This window comes from Streptomyces sp. NPDC029152, assembly GCF_055564355.1.
Genome location: NZ_JBVHWR010000003.1, coordinates 247,191 through 265,397, shown reverse-complemented (window position 1 = coordinate 265,397; position 18,207 = coordinate 247,191). Strand labels below are relative to the sequence as shown.

14 protein-coding genes, 1 tRNA gene and 2 pseudogenes are annotated in these 18,207 nt (G+C 71.1%); 8 read left to right on the top strand and 9 right to left on the bottom strand.

Translation table 11 applies throughout. The features are described from left to right. Positions 1–250: 250 nt before the first annotated feature. Positions 251–454, bottom strand: coding sequence for a cold-shock protein (locus ACZ4V6_RS07850; RefSeq protein WP_077796268.1), 204 nt, complete (start codon positions 452–454; stop codon positions 251–253). Positions 455–854: 400 nt separating this feature from the next. Continuing rightward, positions 855–1,118 carry a GlsB/YeaQ/YmgE family stress response membrane protein gene (locus ACZ4V6_RS07845; protein ID WP_467823665.1) on the bottom strand — a complete coding sequence of 88 codons (264 nt, stop codon included), beginning with the start codon at positions 1,116–1,118 and terminating at the stop codon, positions 855–857. A gap of 126 nt (positions 1,119–1,244) precedes the next feature. Between ACZ4V6_RS07845 and ACZ4V6_RS07840 the strand changes: the two genes are divergently transcribed. Beyond that, positions 1,245–1,631 carry a BlaI/MecI/CopY family transcriptional regulator gene (locus tag ACZ4V6_RS07840; protein ID WP_467823662.1) on the top strand — a complete coding sequence of 129 codons (387 nt, stop codon included), beginning with the start codon at positions 1,245–1,247 and terminating at the stop codon, positions 1,629–1,631. 159 nt (positions 1,632–1,790) lie between these two features. On the opposite strand, the gene ACZ4V6_RS07835 is transcribed toward ACZ4V6_RS07840, so the two are convergent. After that, entirely contained in the window at positions 1,791–2,375 is a 585-nt protein-coding gene (locus ACZ4V6_RS07835) for a TerD family protein (RefSeq protein WP_467823659.1), read from the bottom strand. Between the two features lie 265 nt (positions 2,376–2,640). After that, on the bottom strand, positions 2,641–3,417 hold the full coding sequence (locus ACZ4V6_RS07830) for a polysaccharide deacetylase family protein (RefSeq protein WP_467823657.1): 777 nt from the start codon (positions 3,415–3,417) through the stop codon (positions 2,641–2,643). A 523-nt stretch (positions 3,418–3,940) separates the two neighbouring features. Here ACZ4V6_RS07830 and ACZ4V6_RS07825 point away from each other — a divergent pair. The 3 genes from ACZ4V6_RS07825 to ACZ4V6_RS07815 all read left to right on the top strand — a co-directional run bounded on the left by ACZ4V6_RS07825 (position 3,941) and on the right by ACZ4V6_RS07815 (position 8,398). Further along, on the top strand, positions 3,941–4,591 hold the full coding sequence (locus tag ACZ4V6_RS07825; protein WP_467823654.1) for a PadR family transcriptional regulator: 651 nt from the start codon (positions 3,941–3,943) through the stop codon (positions 4,589–4,591). A gap of 208 nt (positions 4,592–4,799) precedes the next feature. Then, complete coding sequence (locus ACZ4V6_RS07820) at positions 4,800–5,540, top strand: ABC transporter ATP-binding protein (protein ID WP_467823651.1); 741 nt, start codon at positions 4,800–4,802, stop codon at positions 5,538–5,540. Then, complete coding sequence (locus ACZ4V6_RS07815; RefSeq protein ID WP_467823648.1) at positions 5,537–8,398, top strand: FtsX-like permease family protein; 2,862 nt, start codon at positions 5,537–5,539, stop codon at positions 8,396–8,398. Before ACZ4V6_RS07820 ends, ACZ4V6_RS07815 begins: the two co-directional genes overlap by 4 nt. Positions 8,399–9,118: 720 nt before the next feature. On the opposite strand, the gene ACZ4V6_RS07810 is transcribed toward ACZ4V6_RS07815, so the two are convergent. Beyond that, on the bottom strand, positions 9,119–9,685 hold the full coding sequence (locus tag ACZ4V6_RS07810) for a Uma2 family endonuclease (protein WP_467823645.1): 567 nt from the start codon (positions 9,683–9,685) through the stop codon (positions 9,119–9,121). A gap of 45 nt (positions 9,686–9,730) precedes the next feature. Continuing rightward, a pseudogene (locus ACZ4V6_RS07805) lies at positions 9,731–11,074 on the bottom strand (IS1380 family transposase). A gap of 105 nt (positions 11,075–11,179) precedes the next feature. Here ACZ4V6_RS07805 and ACZ4V6_RS07800 point away from each other — a divergent pair. Then, positions 11,180–11,446, top strand: a pseudogene (locus ACZ4V6_RS07800) (tyrosine-type recombinase/integrase); the annotation flags it as partial. Positions 11,447–11,495: 49 nt separating this feature from the next. Here the strand turns inward: ACZ4V6_RS07800 and ACZ4V6_RS07795 are convergent. Then, positions 11,496–11,569, bottom strand: a tRNA-Gly gene (locus ACZ4V6_RS07795). Between the two features lie 524 nt (positions 11,570–12,093). Between ACZ4V6_RS07795 and dcd the strand changes: the two genes are divergently transcribed. Both dcd and ACZ4V6_RS07785 read left to right on the top strand, forming a co-directional pair. Continuing rightward, positions 12,094–12,669, top strand: coding sequence for a dCTP deaminase (gene dcd, locus ACZ4V6_RS07790; RefSeq protein WP_189230045.1), 576 nt, complete (start codon positions 12,094–12,096; stop codon positions 12,667–12,669). A gap of 13 nt (positions 12,670–12,682) precedes the next feature. After that, complete coding sequence (locus ACZ4V6_RS07785) at positions 12,683–13,180, top strand: phosphoribosyltransferase (protein WP_399875245.1); 498 nt, start codon at positions 12,683–12,685, stop codon at positions 13,178–13,180. Between the two features lie 64 nt (positions 13,181–13,244). Here the strand turns inward: ACZ4V6_RS07785 and ACZ4V6_RS07780 are convergent, their stop codons facing one another. Together ACZ4V6_RS07780 and ACZ4V6_RS07775 are read right to left on the bottom strand one after the other, a co-directional pair. After that, positions 13,245–14,270, bottom strand: a complete 1,026-nt coding sequence (locus ACZ4V6_RS07780) for a Yip1 family protein (RefSeq protein WP_467823640.1) — start codon at positions 14,268–14,270, stop codon at positions 13,245–13,247. A 183-nt stretch (positions 14,271–14,453) separates the two neighbouring features. After that, positions 14,454–16,736, bottom strand: a complete 2,283-nt coding sequence (locus ACZ4V6_RS07775) for a heterodisulfide reductase-related iron-sulfur binding cluster (protein WP_467823637.1) — start codon at positions 16,734–16,736, stop codon at positions 14,454–14,456. A 245-nt stretch (positions 16,737–16,981) separates the two neighbouring features. Here ACZ4V6_RS07775 and ACZ4V6_RS07770 point away from each other — a divergent pair, with 245 nt between their 5' ends. Beyond that, positions 16,982–18,115, top strand: a complete 1,134-nt coding sequence (locus ACZ4V6_RS07770) for an MraY family glycosyltransferase (protein WP_467823635.1) — start codon at positions 16,982–16,984, stop codon at positions 18,113–18,115. The last annotated feature ends 92 nt before the right edge of the window (positions 18,116–18,207 follow it).

The window sequence follows — 18,207 nt, the reverse complement described above, 5'->3', positions numbered from 1 at the left end:
CGGCACGTATCGAGGGAGTCCCGCAGCGAGGAGCAGCGCAGGGAATCGCAAGAACGAGCCGGCCCCGGTCGGCTTCGGCGAGGTGGGCCGGGCGACCGGGAGAAACGGGTGAATCCGGGGAAACAGAGAATTCAGGGAATGAAAGAACCGGGGGAGAACCGGAGGAATGCGGAAACGCGCCCTGAAACGCGGCGAGCTGGGACCCGCACCCCTTGAGGTGCGGGCCCCAGCTGCGAAGTGCGCGTGAGCGTCAGGCGGGAACGATGTTCTCGGCCGTCGGGCCCTTCTGGCCCTGCGCCACGTCGAACGACACCTTCTGGCCTTCCAGCAGCTCGCGGAAGCCCTGGGCGTTGATGTTCGAGTAGTGGGCGAAGACGTCGGGGCCGCCGCCGTCCTGCTCGATGAAGCCGAAGCCCTTTTCGGCGTTGAACCACTTCACGGTACCGGTGGCCATGATGAATCTCCTTCGGAAACGGTGCTCGGAGCCCGCCCTGTGCGCGCTCCGGTCGCCGCGATGATCACCCCGTCGGAAAAACCTTCAGGCAACCACTACTGCAACTTCCATCGACAGTAGCACGCCGTGATCGGCCGGACGCGTGGAATAATCCGGCCGTGGACGGCCGGGAGGGGAATATTCCCGGCGCGTCGTGCCGAATTCTCCTTCCATGGCCACAGATATTGCTCCGCTCCGACCGCAGGGTCCGTCGGTGCCGCCGCCCCTCGCACCGCTGTGACCTCCGCGGACGGCTCCGTGGGGCGCCGGCGCCCCTCTCGGCACGGGAGACGCCGCGGACGTCGTCCCCGCCCCGTGCCGAGACAAGAAGCACACCGGCCGCGAGCGGGTGCGGGGCCCGTCAGCGGCGGGCCTTGGCCCGGTCGAGGGCGGCCACGCCCAGCGCCGCGAGGACGATCTGGATGAGCCACTCGACCCAGTCGACGCCCTCGGTGTCGGCGACGCCGAACGCCGCGGCGAGGGCCGATCCGATGAAGGCGGCCACGATACCGACCGCGATGGTCCACAGGATGCCGATGCGCTGGCGTCCGGGGGCGACGAGCCGGCCCAGCACGCCGATGACGACGCCGATCACGACGGCGCTGATGATTCCTGATATCTCCACGTTTGCCCCTCGGGTGGTCTTATCTCGCCCATACGGATGCCCGTTCGATGCGCGTACAGTCCGGCCGGCCCGGGCGTCTATACGATGTCCGCCCGGGAAACGGGCGGCGGCGGAAGGGAGTGCGGCGTGACGGATCACCGGCGTCCCCGGCGGCGGGGACAGGGCGAACTGGAGGCACTGGTGCTGTCGGCGCTGCGTGAGGCGGAGGGCCCGGTGACGGCCGGCTGGGTGCGGGAGCGCCTGGGCGGGGACCTGGCCCACACGACGGTGGTCACGATCCTGACCCGGCTGCTGGACAAGGGCGTAGTGAGCCGGGAGCGCGCGGGCCGGTCGTTCGCCTGGACGCCGGCCGCGGACCAGGCGGGTCTGGCCGCCCGCAGGATGCGCCGGGTGCTGGACGCGGAGAGCGACCGCGAGGCGGTCCTGGCGAGCTTCGTGTCCGGCCTCGGTCCGGCCGACGAGCGGCTGCTGCGCGACCTGCTGGGCGACGCGCGGGCCGCGGAGGAGGACTGACGCGGCACGCCTTCCCGGCCGGCCGCCGGACGGTCGCCGGGGACCGGGCGGACGGGCGGAGGCGGAACCGCCACCGGCACGGAGCTCTCCGCGGGCCCCGCTTCCCGCCCCGCCGGCTCCCCGCCCCCGGGCGACGGCTGCCGCGCCGCCGCTCCCGTCCTACTTGCTGACGGCGAAACGCATCAGGGCGTGCTCGTCGCCCTGCTTGATCTTCCCCGTCTCGTTGATCACCTGCAGCTTCCACGTGTCACCGACCCGCACGGCCTTGGCCACGGCGCAGCCGTTGTCCTGGCTGAGCAGGCTGGGCCAGATGTCGGCGACCTGCTGGGAGCTGCCGCCGGTCGCGTCGTAGACCTTGAAGCTGACGTTGCGGGCCTTCTGGAAGGAGCTGCCCTTCTTGTAGGCCGCGGCGATGAACACGATCGACGTGATGGGGGCGGGGAGCCGGGCGAACTCGACGGTCACCGTCTCGTCGTCCCCGTCCCCGTGCCCCGTCTGGTTGTCACCGCTGTGCAGCAGCGAGCCGTTGCCCATCGGGTCGAGCGAGTCGATCCCGGCCAGGCGCACCGGGTCGCCGCCCTGCATGGCGATGGCGATCAGGTCCAGGTCGGTACCGCTCTTGCGGCGCAGCTTGCCCATGACCCCGCCGCTGCTGCCGGCGGTCGGGTCCCAGGAGACGCCGATGGACAGATGGGTCACTCCGTCCAGGTCGGCCGGGCCGTCTTCCTTGGTGAGCGTGATCATGCGCGAGTCCTCCTCCGTCAACGGAACTACACGGCAAAGTCTGCCTGGCGCGCGGGAAATGCGGGACGACGGGTCGGATCGCGCGGCCTCACCCGGTGCCCGACCACGGTTCCGAGGCGACCGGAGACACCCGGGTCCCTCGTGTTTCCTTCCGGGGAAGCCGTCGCGGCTCAGCCGTGCGGCCTCCTCCCGCGGCCCCACCGCTTCGCGGACGCGCGCGGCGTCGTCGGTCCCCGCGCGTGGCCGCCGGCCGTCGGCCGTCGGCTCAGCGCACCGGGAAGCCGAAGGAGTAGCCCTGCTCCTTGAGCCGGGGCAGGACGCGGCGCAGGGCCTCGACGGTCTGGGCGCGGTCGCCTCCCGCGTCGTGGAAGAGGACCGTCGGCCCGTTGGGGAGCTCCCGCTCCACGGTGGCGACGATGGCGTCCGTGCCCGGCTGCTCGAAGTCCTTGGTGTCCACGTTCCAGCCCAGCGGGCGCATGCCGTGGGAGGCGGCGAGCTTGCGGCTGTAGGGGGTGAAGGCGCCCCCCGGTGCCCGGTAGTACATCGGCCTCACGCCCCCGGACGCCTCGACGATCATGCGTTCGGCGTCGAGGATCTCCTGCGACTGGTAGGCCTCGGACTTCTTGTCCATGGCGGTGTCGTGCGAGACCGAGTGGTTGCACAGGCGGTGCCCGGCCGCGACCACCTCCTTCACGAGGTCCGGGTGGGCCTGCGCCTGGGCCCCCGTCACGCAGAAGGTGGCCTTCACCCCGTACTCCCGCAGCACGTCGAGCACCTGGGGCGTCCACGCGGGGTCGGGGCCGTCGTCGACGGTGATGTTGACGCCGCGCGCCCCCGCGTCCGAGGCGTGTGCGATGGTCACCGCGACCTGCTCGCCGGCACCGCCGGGCGCGGCCGGCGCGGTCGCCTCCGGTGACGAGGAAGCGCCCACGGAGCCGGCCTGCGCGGTCCACACCGACGCACCGACGGCGAGCATCGTCACCCCGAGCGCCGCCCCGACGACCTTGCCGTACCAGCCCCGCCCGCCACTGTGCCGTGCCATCTCCGCCCCGCTTCCCCGCAGTCGTCCGCCTCGATCACCTCGAGTCCACCTGGCAGGACGACGAACGGCGGCGGCGGGATGCGTCCGTTACCGATCGCGGACAATCCCGGGGGAGTTCGCGGACAACCCGGCCGACCCCTCCGGCTCGCCGTCCTCCACGAGCCCGGTGAAGCCCGCTCGTACTGCAACGGCAACAGAGGAGGAGCCCGCCGAGGAGTCGGACGAGGTGGTCGGTGCGGTACCCAAGACGGACGCCCCGGCCGCCGAGAGCTTGCCCGCGGAGCAGTCGGCGGCCGCTCACGGGACCGGCACCGAGGCCCCCCTCGGCCTCTCCGACCGGCGGATTCCCGTGTTCACACTGGCGTGGTGCTGGCTCTGGCGGGCCTCGGTATCGGCTTCCTCGGGGTGCGGACGCGCCGCCGCTGAGCGGCTCGCGACGGCCCGGATCCCCCTTGAGTCGGACCTCCGGCGTCCGCCTCAGGACGCTTGTCCATCGCGGACTTACTCGGTATACATACTCGGTATGTCGATCCGCCACGGGCTTCTCGCCCTCCTCGAACGCGGCCCGCGCTACGGCTCACAGCTCCGTACGGAGTTCGAGTTCCGCACCGGCTCCACCTGGCCGCTCAACGTGGGTCAGGTCTACACGACGCTCAGCCGGCTCGAACGCGACGGCATGGTCGTGCAGGACGGTGAGGACGAGGCCGGCCACTCGCTCTACGCGATCACCGACAGCGGTCGCGTCGAACTTCGCAGCTGGTTCGAGCACCCCGTCGACCGCACCAGCCCGGCCCGTGACGAGCTGGCCATCAAGCTGGCCATGGCGGTCGGGGCGCCCGGGGTCGACATCCGTGACGTCATCCAGTCCCAGCGTCGGCACACCGTGAAGGCCATGCAGGACTACACCCGGCTGAAGGCGCAGGCCCTCACCGCCGTGGAGAGGAACGGGGACCGGGAGCGGGACGACATCGCCTGGCTCCTCGTCCTGGAGCAGCTGATCTTCCAGACCGAGGCCGAGGCGCGCTGGCTCGACCACTGCGAGTCCCGGCTGATCCGTCTCTCGTCGACCGCCCGGGCGGCGGGGCCGGAGCCGGCCTCGCCGGGGGCGGTGGCGGGAGCGACGGGGGCGCGGGCGGCGGCCGGGGCAGAGGAGGCCGCACGCCACCGCCCGTGACGTCCGACCTTCGCGACCGGCCCTGAGTGTCCGAACGACCGGACCCACAGGGCCGACCGAGTCCACCGGCTCCACCCGACCCACTCGTAGCACCCGAAGACTCCGAACCACCCGGCCAGACCCATACCGTACGCACGGCGCTGCCAAGGACGGTCCGTCTGTCGCACCGACGTCCGGCCGTTCGCCGGCGTACGCCCGAGGGGGAACCATGTCCACACAACAGCAGCAACCCGTGCTGAGTCTGCGGAACCTGACCCGCGTCCACGGCTCCGGCGCCACCGAGGTGCACGCCCTGCGCGGCATCGACCTCGACGTCCACCCCGGTGAACTCGTCGCCGTCATGGGCCCGTCGGGCTCCGGCAAGTCCACCCTGCTCACCATCGCCGGTGGCCTCGACAACCCCACCTCCGGGCAGGTCTTCGTCGAGGGCACCGACATCACCGCCCTCGGCATCAAAGGGCTCGCCGCCCTGCGCCGCCGCAGCATCGGCTACGTCTTTCAGGACTACAACCTCATCCCGGCCCTCACCGCCGCCGAGAATGTGGCCCTGCCCCGCGAACTGGACGGCATATCGGCCCGCAAGGCCCGCACCGAGGCCCTCGCCGCCCTCGCCGAGATGGACCTCGGCCAACTCGCCGACCGGTTCCCCGACGAGTTGTCCGGCGGCCAGCAGCAGCGCGTGGCCATCGCCCGCGCTCTCGTCGGCGACCGCCGACTCGTCCTCGCCGACGAGCCCACCGGCGCCCTCGACTCCGAGACCGGCGAGTCCGTGCTGGCCCTGCTGCGCTCCCGCTGCGACGCCGGAGCCGCCGGCATCATGGTCACCCACGAGCCGCGGTTCGCCGCCTGGGCCGACCGGGTCGTCTTCCTGCGGGACGGCGCCGTCGTCGACCAGACCATACGCAGCGACGCCGACTCGCTCCTGACCGGCCGGGCGGCCCAGCGGTGACGACCTGGTTCCACTCCTGGCGGGCCGCGGTCCGCATCGCCCGCCGTGACGCCTGGCGCTCCAAGGGCCGCAGCTTCCTCGTCCTCGCCATGATCGCGCTGCCGATCCTGGGCGTGAGCGCCCTGGACCTGACCCTGCGCAGCGCCGAACTCACCCCCGCGCAGCGGATGGAGCGCACCCTGGGTGCCGCCGACGCTCGCTTCTCCGACGCCCGGACGGGCGGCGTGGCCATCCTGCAGGACCCCGAGGGCGAGCAGAGCACCCCGGCCGGGGACTACTACTCGCCGGGCACGCCCTGGCCCGACGGCCCGACCGATGTCACCAAGACCATCCCGGCCGGTTCGACGGTGCTGACCGACAGCAGCGGCACCGCCAAGCTGACCACCACTCACGGTCTGCTCCAGACCGAGGTCCGTGAGCTGGCCGCCGCCGATCCCGTCGCCCGGGGCATCATGCGGCTGCAGGAGGGCCGCTTCCCCGAGAAGAACGACGAGATCGCCGCGACCACCCGGTTCCTGGAGAGCAGCGGGCTGTCCGTCGGCTCCACCCTCACCGCCCGCGGCTTCGACCGCACCTATGTGATCAGCGGCTCGTACGAGTTGCCCAGCGACCTCACGGCACAGCAGGTCAACGCCCTGCCGGGGGCCTTCCTGGCGCCGTACGCCAAGGCGGTCGAGAAGGCCGGACTGTCGAAGCCCGACATCTCCACCACCTACCTGGTGAAGAAGGCCGGTGGTTTCACGTGGAACACGGTCCAGGCGATCAACGTCAAGGGCGTCCTGGTCACCTCGCGCGTCGTGGTCCTCGACCCGCCCGCCGACTCCGAGGTGCCGCTTTACCAGAGAAAGGACTGGGCCAAGAACAGCGGGGGTGCCGACGCCGCCGCGCTCGCCGCCGCGGGCACGGTCGTCGGCTTGGCGATGCTGGAGATCTGCCTGCTCGCCGGTCCCGCCTTCGCCGTCGGCGCCCGTCGTTCCCGCCGCCAGCTCGGCCTGGTCGGCGCCAACGGCGGTGCCCGCAGCCATATCCGGGCCATCGTGCTGAGCGGCGGCCTGGTCATCGGCGTCGCGGCGGCCCTGGTCGGCATCGTCCTCGCCCTGGTCCTGACCTTCGCCCTCCGGCCGCTCCTCGAGGACTACATGGGGCAGCGGTTCGGCGGCTTCACCGTCAGGCCGCTGGAACTGCTCGCCATCGCCGCGCTCGCCGTCCTCACCGGCCTGCTCTCCGCGGTCATCCCGGCCGTCACCGCCTCCCGGCAGACCGTCCTGGCCTCCCTCACCGGCCGTCGCGGCGTGCGCCGCAGCAACCGCGTGCTGCCGCTGATCGGCTTCGGCGCTGTCCTGCTCGGCGCGGCCATCGCCCTGTACGGCTCGGTCGTCTCCGACCAGTTCGTCCTGGTCGCGGGTGGCTCGGCCATCGCCGAGCTGGGTGTGGTCGCCATGACGCCCGCCCTGGTCGGCCTGTTCGGCCGGGCCGGCCGCTGGCTGCCGCTCTCGCCGCGCCTCGCCCTGCGGGACGCCGTCCGCAACCGGGGCCGTACGGCACCCGCTGTCGCCGCCGTCCTGGCCGCCGTCGCGGGCACCGTCGCCGTCTCGACGTACGCCGCGAGCCGCGACGCCCAGAGTCTGGCCGAGTACCGGGCCAGCCTGCCGCACGGGGCCGTCGCCGCGCTCGTCACCGAGGAGGGGGGCCGGGACGTCCCCGCGGTCCGCGACGCCGTGCAGCGGACGCTGCCCGTCGACGTCCGCGCCGACGTGTTCCGGATCGTCGTCGGCAAGCCCGGCTGCGACCCGTATGACGAGGGCGAGGGCTGTGGCCGCTTCGACGTCGTCATCCCGCCGGCCAACGAGTGCCCGCTGTGGGCCGTCTCCCCCGACGGCTCCGACCTGGTGGAGAAGTACACCAAGGAGCAGCGGCGCGCCCTCGCCAAGGACTGGCGCTGCCTCTCGCGCGACGGCAACGGCATCTACGTCGAGGAGGGTCTCCTCGTCGCCGACGCCCCGCTCCTGAAGGTCCTCGGCATCGACGACCCGGGTGCGGCCAAGGCCCTCGCCGACGGAAAGCTCCTCAGCTTCCACAGGCCCCAGGTCGACAGGAACGGCACCGTCGGCATCAAGCTGATCACCGACCCGGAGGCCGCCGACCGCGCCGTCGAGCAGAACAAGCCGGTCCCGGGCGAGCTGAAGTCCTTCCCCGCCTACCAGGTGCCCGGCTCGCCCGACTCCTACGGAGTGGAGAGCGTGCTCAGCCCCGCCGCCGCCAAGGCCGCCGGACTGACCACCGTCCCCCTCGGCGCCTTCTTCAGCACCGACCGGCTGCCCAGCACCGAGCAACTGCAGAGGCTCGACGCCGAGATCGCCAAGCTCGGCAGCAACGTCGAGCTGACCGTGGAGCAGGGCTGGGTCGACGAGAACGGGCTCGTCCTGCTCGCGCTGGCCGTCTTCGCCGGCCTGGTCACCATCGGTGCGGCCGGCATAGCCACCGGTCTCGCCCAGGCCGACGCGGAGGCCGATCTCAAGACGCTCGCCGCGGTCGGCGCCCCGCCCCGGGTGCGCCGCATGCTCAGCGGCTTCCAGTGCGGTGTGGTCGCCGCGATGGGGGTGGTCCTCGGCTCGGCGGCCGGTGTCCTGCCCGCGGTCGGGCTGCGGCTCACCGAGGAGCGCGAGCAGATGCGCTTCTACCGGGAGACTCTCGACCAGGGGTGGGCCAACGTCGGTGACGCCCCGCCGTACGTGCCGATCGTCGTCCCCTGGGGGACACTCGCCGCCCTCCTGGTCGCCGTGCCCCTCGGCGCCGCCCTGCTGGCCGCGCTGGTGACCCGCTCGCGCGGGGAGCTGGCCCGCCGCGAAGCGCACTGAGCCTCCGCTGCCGGACCGTGCCCCTGGGCGAGGGTGATCCACCCTCGCCCAGGGGCACACCGTGTGGGAAAGCACGCGTGCGCAAGAACAGCTTGGGAAGCGATGGCGCTTGTGAGGCAGGATAGCTCTGACCTGGGGATATGTGCCTTGGAGTGGCGTCCGGGCGTGTGGTGTCGCACCGCTGTCGACCGTGGTGCACCGGTCTTGAGGGCACGCTACGGGCACGCTGCCGACTCGGGCCCTCGGGAGTGCCTCTCGACCCAATCTGCGCCCGAGAGTCCCTGGAGGGAGCGGCTGACCTGCACTTGGGGCACGCAGAGGGCACGGAACCCCCAAAATGGTCTAGATAATGAAAACCCCCAGGTCTGTGACCTGGGGGTTTCACATGGAGCGGGTGACGAGAATCGAACTCGCGCTCTCAGCTTGGGAAGCGACGGCGCTTGGACGGTCGCCCCCGCTCTGACCTGCGGGTACATGGTCAACGATGGGGGTGTGCTACTTCGGCGCATGCTCCTGTTGACCGTAGTTGTCCGCTCCGAAGGGCACGCAGTGGGCAGGGCGCGGTGAAGCGGCCCGACCAGAGGTGCAGATGCGTACGCGTCGAACCTACGCCCCCGAGTTCTGCCCGCCGAGGGGGCCTCGGTTGCCTCCGCACATGATCCGGAGGAATTTGTGGGGCGCAACGCCGCAGGCCGAGCATCCCTCCTGCCCGCGACCCATTCAAATCCGGCCGAGGTCGATCTCCGCCGCGAAGGGGGCGGTGACCTTCAAGACGCCGGCAAACACGTCCCCCTCGCGGTACGTCCTCGTCGCGGGGTCGAGCAGGTACGTGTACACCAGCGGTGCACCCGTCGCGGCTTGCTCGATCCGCCAGTAGAAGCCGATCCCGGCCTTGGCGTACTGGTCCACCTTCACGATCCGGTCGGTGGTTTCCGAGCCCGGCGACACGACCTCGGCCACGAGCAGTACGTGCTCGGGCCGGGTGGGTGTGATGTCGATCGTGTCCGCACGGTAGACGATGACGTCGGGGCGGCGATTGGTCAGCGGGACGTCCTGCAGCCGGACGTCGAAATCAGTGTCGGCGTTCCAGTCCGGGCCTGCGGCGGCGTCCAGGGCATTCGCCAGGAGCCGGGCCAGCCGATTGTGCCGCTTGGACGCGCTGGGACTCACGACGACCATTCCGTCCACGATCTCGATGCCGGCGCACTGCTCCTCGGACCACGACTCGTACTCCTCCGCCGTGATCTGCTCGTGCATCCACGCCGGGGCCACCATCTCGGCAGTCATGACACGCCTCCCGGACACTGTGCGGCGGGCCTGGTCCCGCGCAACTCAGCGTACTGCGTTCGCTCGTCCGGCGTTCTGCGCAGAACTCGGCTCGCGGTTGCCTCTCATCAGCCATGCGAACGTTCTGTTGGTCACGAACTGCCCGGCCGCGCTGAACAGGCGGAGGCTCAGGCGGCGGGGTTCCCAGAGCCCGGCTGTGCCGGTCAGAGCGAACATCGGCATCCGGGCCGGCAGATCGAGAGCGATCTGCACGATCTCCGCCCAGATCTGGTTCTGGGCGGTGCGGTGCAGAGGGAAATCCCGCAGGCCGGTGGCCAGGGCGGCCCGGATCCGGTCCTCGGCCCTCGCTCGTAGCCGGTGACGGAGCTCGAGTTCGGCGATCGGCCAGCCGACGGTGTTGGTGGCGAGACAGGTAAGCCGCATGCCGTCCGCGTCCGTGAGCCGCGACTGGGCCCCGGGGTAGGGCCGTTCCTTCCTGACGATCAGCCGCATGCCTTGGGCCAGCCGTCCAGGACGTCGCCGGTGAGTTCGGCGCCCCAGGTCCCGTCCCGGATCTCGCCGTCCGCCTCGGCGGCCGGTGTCCAGGCCGAGGCCGGAACCTTCAGCACATGCTGGTGGATCGCGTCGGTGACCGTCATGCCGACCGAGTAGGACAGCCACCGCCCTCGCCGGGCGAGCCAGGCGACGAAGTCGTGGGTGCCGCCCGCTGAGTCGGTGCGGATCAGGGTCTGACGCCCGCGCCGGTACTCCTTCGGCAGTTGAGCCAGAGCCGGTTGGGCGGCGGTGACGTGGTCGGTGGCGGTGTTCGAGCCTGCGTTCCCGGGCCTGAGCAGGGCCGCCACCGGCTCTCCGGTGCCGCCCGGCCCGTGATCGGCGAACCCCATCAGCGGGTGATGGCCCAGGTCCGTTTCCAGGTCGGGGCCGCGTCCCCCTTGCCGGAGTGCGCGATCACCAGCACCCCGTCGAGATCGACGGTCACCGTCCCGTCGGCATCGGGCGCTTCCCGATAGGCCAACCACCAGACATTTCCGTGGACTTCGGCCGCGCGGAACGGATGACCTGCAGAGCTCGGTCGCCGGAAGAGGCGAAGGAGTCGATCAGGCGGGAGACCGTCGGATCGGAGGCGACCGCCCCGAACACGGCCGGCTCGGCCCGCGGCATGCCGACACCGGCGAGGCAGTCTCCCCCCAGCGCCACCGCCAGTGCGACGTCCAGCAGGATCTTCCCCGGATCGTGGTCAGCCCGCGGCTTCCGCCACGGCGTCAGCGCCGCGGTTATCGCGGTGTCGAGACCGGCCTTGCGGACGGTCTCGACCAGCAGCACGCCTCCGGCCTGCGAGACCATCGCCCGGCCGCCGCCCTCGATGTGGACACGCGGGTACGACCCGATACGCCGCCCACGACCCTCACAGCGCAGCACCGGGAGCAGGCGCCGGTGCCATCCGCCGGCCGCCCGCTCACCCTCTACGCGGGAGCGCTCGCCACGGTGGTCGTCGTCGGCATGCCCGAGGGCTTCCGCTTCTACGACCTCCGCCACACGGGGCACACGCTGTCCACCCGGCCCGGTGCCCCCCTCAAGGACACGATGGTCCGCGCGGGCCAGTCCTCGAAGAAGGCGGCGCTGATCCATCAGCACTTCGACGACGAGCGACAGCAGGAGGTCGCGGCCGGCCTCGACGCCACCGTGCGGAAGGCGCGGGCCGCCGCAGCCAGGAAGGTGTCGGACAAGCCTTCTGGCGCGAATCCGGCACGCGGCGGGTGATCGCCGAGAACAGCAAGAAGGCCCAGGTCGCCGACCTGGGCCTTCTTCATGGAGCGGGTGACGAGAATCGAACTCGCGCTCTCAGCTTGGGAAGCTGATGTTCTACCATTAAACTACACCCGCGTAATCCGCCGACCGGAGACCGGTGGTGGACGCTCGGTCACTCTACCTCATCGCAGGCCCCCGGTGTTCACGCCGTGGGGCCTGAGGGTCTTTCAGGGGGCGGAAGCGGCTGCGCGGGGCTGGAGTCGGGGCGTACCGTGGGGGTGTTCCGGAGGGTGCCCGGGAGGGGCGGAGTGCCGCCTGGAGAGTCGTCTCTTTGATCCCGTAATGTGGCTTTCGTCGTCAGGGTAGTCCAGCCAGACGCGGCTCTTGGGGAAGGGACTTGAAGGACTTGATGGATCGCACCGTCCTCCGCTGTGCCGACGGGCACGTGTTCACCGCCGCCACGTTTCCGATGCAGCAGGCCGAGCGGCTCGGTCCCGGCCGGCTCGTCCGATGTCCGCGGTGTGCGCGGCTGCGGAGTGCCGTGCCGGTGGAGCCGGTGAAGCGGTAGCCGGCCTCCGGGCACGAAGACCCCAGCAGTACCGGGCGCGCGGCGCGGCGGCGATTGTCGCTGCTCCGCGCGCCTTGCGTATCCTCGGTGCGTGCTTCTCTCAGACAAGGACATCCGGGCCGAGATCGATTCCGGACGGGTGCGCATCGATCCCTTCGACGACTCCATGGTGCAGCCGTCGAGCATCGACGTGCGCCTCGACCGCTACTTCCGGGTGTTCGAGAATCACCGGTACCCGCACATCGACCCCTCCGTCGAGCAGGCGGATCTGACCCGGCTCGTGGAGCCGGAGGGGGACGAGCCGTTCATCCTGCACCCGGGCGAGTTCGTACTGGCCAGTACGTACGAGGTCGTCTCGCTGCCCGACGATCTCGCCTCGCGGCTGGAGGGCAAGAGCTCGCTCGGACGGCTCGGGCTGGTCACGCACTCCACCGCCGGGTTCATCGACCCCGGGTTCTCCGGTCACGTGACGCTCGAGCTCAGCAATCTCGCGACCCTGCCGATCAAGCTGTGGCCCGGGATGAAGATCGGGCAGCTCTGCATGTTCCGGCTCACCTCGCCGGCCGACCACCCGTACGGCAGCGAGCGGTACGGCTCGCGGTACCAGGGGCAGCGGGGGCCGACCGCCTCCCGGTCCTTCATCAACTTCCATCGGACCCAGGTATGAGCAGGACGCGCGCATGAGTGATGTACGGGAGAACCTGACCTACGAGCAGTTCGGCGTCGCCGTCCGCGAGCTCGCCCAGGCGGTCGCCGACGACGGGTACGAGCCGGACATAGTGCTCTCCATCGCCCGCGGCGGGGTCTTCGTGGCCGGCGGACTGGCCTACGCGCTGGACTGCAAGAACATCCACCTGGTGAACGTGGAGTTCTACACCGGCGTCGGCACCACGCTCGAGATGCCGGTCATGCTCGCGCCCGTGCCCAACGTCATCGACTTCTCCGAGAAGAAGGTCCTCATCACCGACGACGTCGCCGACACCGGCAAGACGCTCAAGCTGGTGCGGGACTTCTGCCTCGACACGGTCGCCGAGGTGCGCAGCGCGGTGATCTACGAGAAGTCCCACTCGCTCGTCCAGTGCGAGTACGTGTGGAAGCGCACCGACGACTGGATCAACTTCCCGTGGAGCGTCCAGCCGCCCGTCGTGCGGCGGGACGGGCAGGTGCTGGACGCCTGAGCCGTCCGGACACGCGGAAGGGCCCCCGGCGCCAGGCGCCGGGGGCCCTTCCGCGTGGTGGGTGTCAGAACGTGCCCAGCTTGACGATCGACAGCAGTGCGACCAGCTGGATCGCGGACGCACCGAGCGCCTTGGGCCAGGGCAGGTCGTGGGAGCGGCCGACCATCAGGGTCAGCAGGGCGCCGGCCGCGACCCACGTGATCCAGCCGAGGATCTGCACGAAGGGCGCGTCGCCGCCGGCGAACATCGCGACGACCAGGCGGGGCGCGTCCGTGATCGACATGATCAGCATGGACAGGCCGACCGTGGGCTGCCAGGCGCCGTCGCCGCCGAGCTGGCGGGCCAGGGTGTGGGTGACGACGCCCAGCACGAAGGCGCTCAGCGCCATCGCCACGGCCGTGGTCAGGACGATCGGGACCGCGTTCGAGAGGGTCGCGTTGATCGCGTCCTCGCGGGCGCCGTCGAAGCCGAAGACCGCCAGCAGGCCGTAGAGGAGGGTGACGACGAGGGCGGGGCCCCACAGCGTGTAGTCCCGCATCCGGAGGAAGGTCTGGTCGGGGGCGGTGACGATGCCCTTCAGCAGCGCCTTCCAGTGCAGGCGCGGGCCGACCGGACCGGGGGGCGGTGCCGCCGAGCCGGCGCGGTAGGTCTCGCCCTGGGTGTAGGGGTCCTCGCCGATCGCGAACGCCTGGGTGTGACCGGGGTTGTTGGCCGCGTACGGGTCGTGCGGGGCCGGTGCGCCGTGCGGGTGGTGCGGGCCGCCCTGGGGGTGGCCGCCGTCGCCGAAGTACTCCGGTTCCCCGTGGCCGCCGTGGGGCTGCGGCCAGGGCCCGCCGCCGGGACCACCGGGGCCGCCGGGCCCGTACGGCTGCTGCGGGTACGGCTGCCGAGGCGCCGAGGGAGCGCCGTACGACGGTCCCTGCGGCATCTGCTGTCCGTACGGAGGGTGTTGCGGTCGCGCGTGAGGAGCGCCGTTGTCCCGGCCGCGTCCGATCCTGAATCCAGCCACGCCTTCGAACGTACCTGGTCCCGGAGAGTGACGTGCGGGGGCCGGGCTTTCGGGGGGTCCTTTGCGGCCGAGCTGTGACATCCCCTACGGGAGGCCCCGGATGCGCCCCTCATGCCTCCCGGGGCCGCCGCGGCTGCGGCCCGTCCGCCGCGCGCGTTCCGCAACCCGTCCCGTCCGTCCCGCCGGCCTCACAGGGGAACGGCGACGCCCCCGGGTCCTGGCGGATCCGGGGGCGTCGGCCGGTCTGTCGTGGCCGAAAGGGGGCTACTTCACCGGCTCGGGCGTCGGCTCGCTCTCGGGCTCGGCCTCGCCGGCCGGGTCGGCCGGGGTCTTGACGGACTCCAGCAGGAGCTGGGCGACGTCGACGACCTGGACGGACTCCTTCGCCTTGCCGTCGTTCTTCTTGCCGTTGACCGAGTCGGTGAGCATGACGAGGCAGAACGGGCAGGCGGTGGAGACGATGTCCGGGTTGAGGGACAGGGCCTCGTCGACGCGCTCGTTGTTGATGCGCTTGCCGATCCGCTCCTCCATCCACATCCGCGCGCCGCCGGCGCCGCAGCAGAAGCCGCGCTCCTTGTGGCGGTGCATCTCCTCGTTGCGGACGCCCGGGACGGCGGCGATGATCTCGCGCGGCGGCGTGTAGATCTTGTTGTGCCGGCCCAGGTAGCACGGGTCGTGGTAGGTGATGATGCCCTCGACCGGGGTGACCGGGACCAGCTTGCCCTCGTCGACGAGGTGCTGGAGCAGCTGGGTGTGGTGGATGACCTCGTAGTCGCCGCCGAGCTGCGGGTACTCGTTGCCGAGGGTGTTGAGGCAGTGCGGGCAGGTGGCGACGATCTTCTTCGCCGACCTGGGCTTCGCCGACTCCGGGACGACCTTGCCCTCGTCGTCCATCTCCTCGCCGAAGGCGGCGTTGAGGGACATGACGTTCTCCATGCCGAGCTCCTGGAAGAGGGGCTCGTTGCCGAGGCGGCGGGCGGAGTCACCGGTGCACTTCTCGTCGCCGCCCATGATGGCGAACTTCACGCCCGCCATGTGCAGCAGCTCCGCGAAGGCCTTGGTGGTCTTCTTGGCGCGGTCCTCGAGGGCGCCGGCGCAGCCGACCCAGTACAGGTACTCGACCTCGGTGAGGTCCTCGATGTCCTTGCCGACGACCGGGACCTCGAAGTCGACCTCCTTGGTCCACTCCAGGCGCTGCTTCTTGGCCAGGCCCCAGGGGTTGCCCTTCTTCTCCAGGTTCTTGAGCATCGTGCCCGCCTCGGACGGGAACGCGGACTCGATCATCACCTGGTAGCGGCGCATGTCGACGATGTGGTCGACGTGCTCGATGTCGACCGGGCACTGCTCGACGCAGGCGCCGCAGGTGGTGCAGGACCACAGGACGTCCGGGTCGATGACGCCGTTCTCCTCGGCGGTGCCGATCAGCGGGCGCTCGGCCTCGGCGAGAGCGGCCGCGGGGACGCCCTCGAGCTGCTCGGCGGACGCCTTCTCCTCGCCCTCCGTCGTCTTGCCGCCGCCGGCCAGCAGGTAGGGGGCCTTGGCGTGCGCGTGGTCGCGCAGGGACATGATCAGGAGCTTGGGGGAGAGCGGCTTGCCGGTGTTCCAGGCGGGGCACTGCGACTGGCAGCGGCCGCACTCGGTGCAGGTGGAGAAGTCCAGCAGGCCCTTCCACGAGAACTGCTCGACCTGGGAGACGCCGAAGACGTCGTCGTCGCCGGGGTCGGCGAAGTCGATCGGCTTGCCGCCCGACGTCATGGGCAGCAGCGCGCCCAGCGAGGTGTCGCCGTTCGCGTTCCGCTTGAACCAGATGTTCGGGAAGGCGAGGAAGCGGTGCCAGGCCACGCCCATGTCGGTCTTCAGGCCGACCGTGATCATCCAGATGAAGGAGGTCGCGATCTTCAGGCCGGCGAAGAAGTAGGTGAGGTTCTGGAGCGTGGAGACGTCCATGCCCTCCAGCCACGACACCACCGGGTACGAGATGAAGAACGACGCCTCGTAGCCGTCCACGTGGTGCTGGGCGCCCTCCAGCGCGTGCAGCATGAAGATGCAGACGCCGACGATGAGGATGACGGCCTCGACGAAGTACGCCTGTCCGAAGTTGGACCCCGCGAAGCGGGACTTGCGGCCCGGCTTCCTCGGGTGGCTCAGCTGCCGGACGACGATCAGGACCAGGATGCCGAGCACCGTCATCGTGCCGATGAACTCGACGAAGACGTTGTACGGCGCCCAGTCGCCGATGACCGGAAGGATCCAGTCGGCCTGGAACAGCTGTCCGATGGCGTTGACGATCGTCAGCAGCAGGGTGAAGAAGCCCACCGCCACGAACCAGTGCGCGACGCCGATGACGCCCCAGCGGTTCATCCGGGTATGGCCGAGGAACTCCCTGGCCACGGTGAGGGTGCGCTGTCCGGGTGCGTCGGTGCGGGTGCCTGCGGGCACGCTCTGGCCGAGCCGCATGTAGTTGACGATCTGCAGGATGGCGCGGGCGAACAGGGCCACGCCGACCACAATCAGAACCAGCGACACGACGATCGCGGCGAGTTGCATTTGGGGGCTCCTCGGGCCTGCGAGGGATTGGGGACGGGGTTCTTCACCCACCCCGACATTACTAAGCGGTAACTTATGCAGTCTGTCCGAGACTACCCGTATCTCCAGCCGCACTGTAGTCAGGGCCGCGGTGATCTGCGTCGCTGAGGCAACCCTGACCGCCCGCCGGCCGTCGCCCGTCGCCGCCACGCCGGGTTGGACAGGACATTCATCGCACATCGTGATATTCGGCCTATTTTAGGTCCGTGCTCTACGGGATCACTGCCGCCACCGTCTCCTTTCTCCTCGCCGTCCTGCTCACCGCCCTGCTGAGGGCGTCCGCCCTGCGTCTGGCCCTCGTCGACCGGCGCCGTCCGCGCCCGGTGCCCCTGCTCGGCGGCGTGGCCGTCGTCCTCGCCACCGGGGCGGTCGCGGGCGCCTGCCAGTGGACGGGCGCCGTCCCGCTCGGCACGGGTGTGGTCCGGCTGCTCGTCGCCGGCTGTGCCGTCGGGGCGCTGGGCCTCGCCGCCGACCTCTGGCGGCTGCGGCGGCGGTGGCTGCTGGCCGGCACGGCTCTCGCGGCGGCGTGCGTGGTGCCGTACGACGGGACCGGGCCGCTGGCCGGGGCGCTGGCGGTGCTCTGGATCGCGCTGGTCGCCATGGCCTTCCGCGGGCTCGACCACGCCGACGGGCTGGCCGGCGCGGTGGGGGTGGTGACCGCCTTCGGCGTCGGCGTCTGCGCGGCGGCGGAGCTGATGGACGGGCTCGCGGTGCTGCTGAGCGCGCTGGCCGCCGCGCTGACCGGGTTCCTGCTGCACAACTGGCACCCCGCCCGGATCGCGCTCGGGGCGTCCGGGGCGCTCTTCGCCGGCTTCCTGCTCGCCGGGGCGGCGGTGTTCACCCGGGCGGGGCAGGCGCCCGGCGCCGGTGCGGGAGTGCTGTTCGCGCTGACCGCGCCGGCGAGCGCCGACGCCGTCCTCGTCCTGCTGTCGCGCCGGCTGGCCGGCCGGTCCCCGCTGCGCGGCGGCCCCGATCACCTCGCCCACCGGCTGCGGCGGCTGGGGCTGACCCCTCAAGGGGTGGTCGTGCTGCTCGGTGCGGGCGCGTCCGGCGGGGTACTCGTGGGGGTGCTCGTGCACATCGGCCGGCTGGGGGAGGCGGCCGTGCTGGGAGTGGCGGGCGCCTCGGCCGCCGCGGTGCTGGGGCTGCTGAGGGTGCGGGTGCACGAGCCGCGGCGGACCGGTCCGGGCACCGCCGTCCGCGGGTCGCGCCGGGTCCCCGCCTCGCGTCCCGGGACCGGGGTGCACACCTCCCCCCGGCGGGCGGATTTTCCGGTTCGCCAGGCCATCGGTTCGCGGAATGCGCAGGTCAGCGCGTCATTGCGCGTAAGGAACGGATAAGAGTTGAGTCTGGCCGACTCACGTCTGTTGACCCGGCGGTGCGCGTCATGCACACTTGAGCCTGTTCCACTCAAGTCAGCTGGAGGAAATCA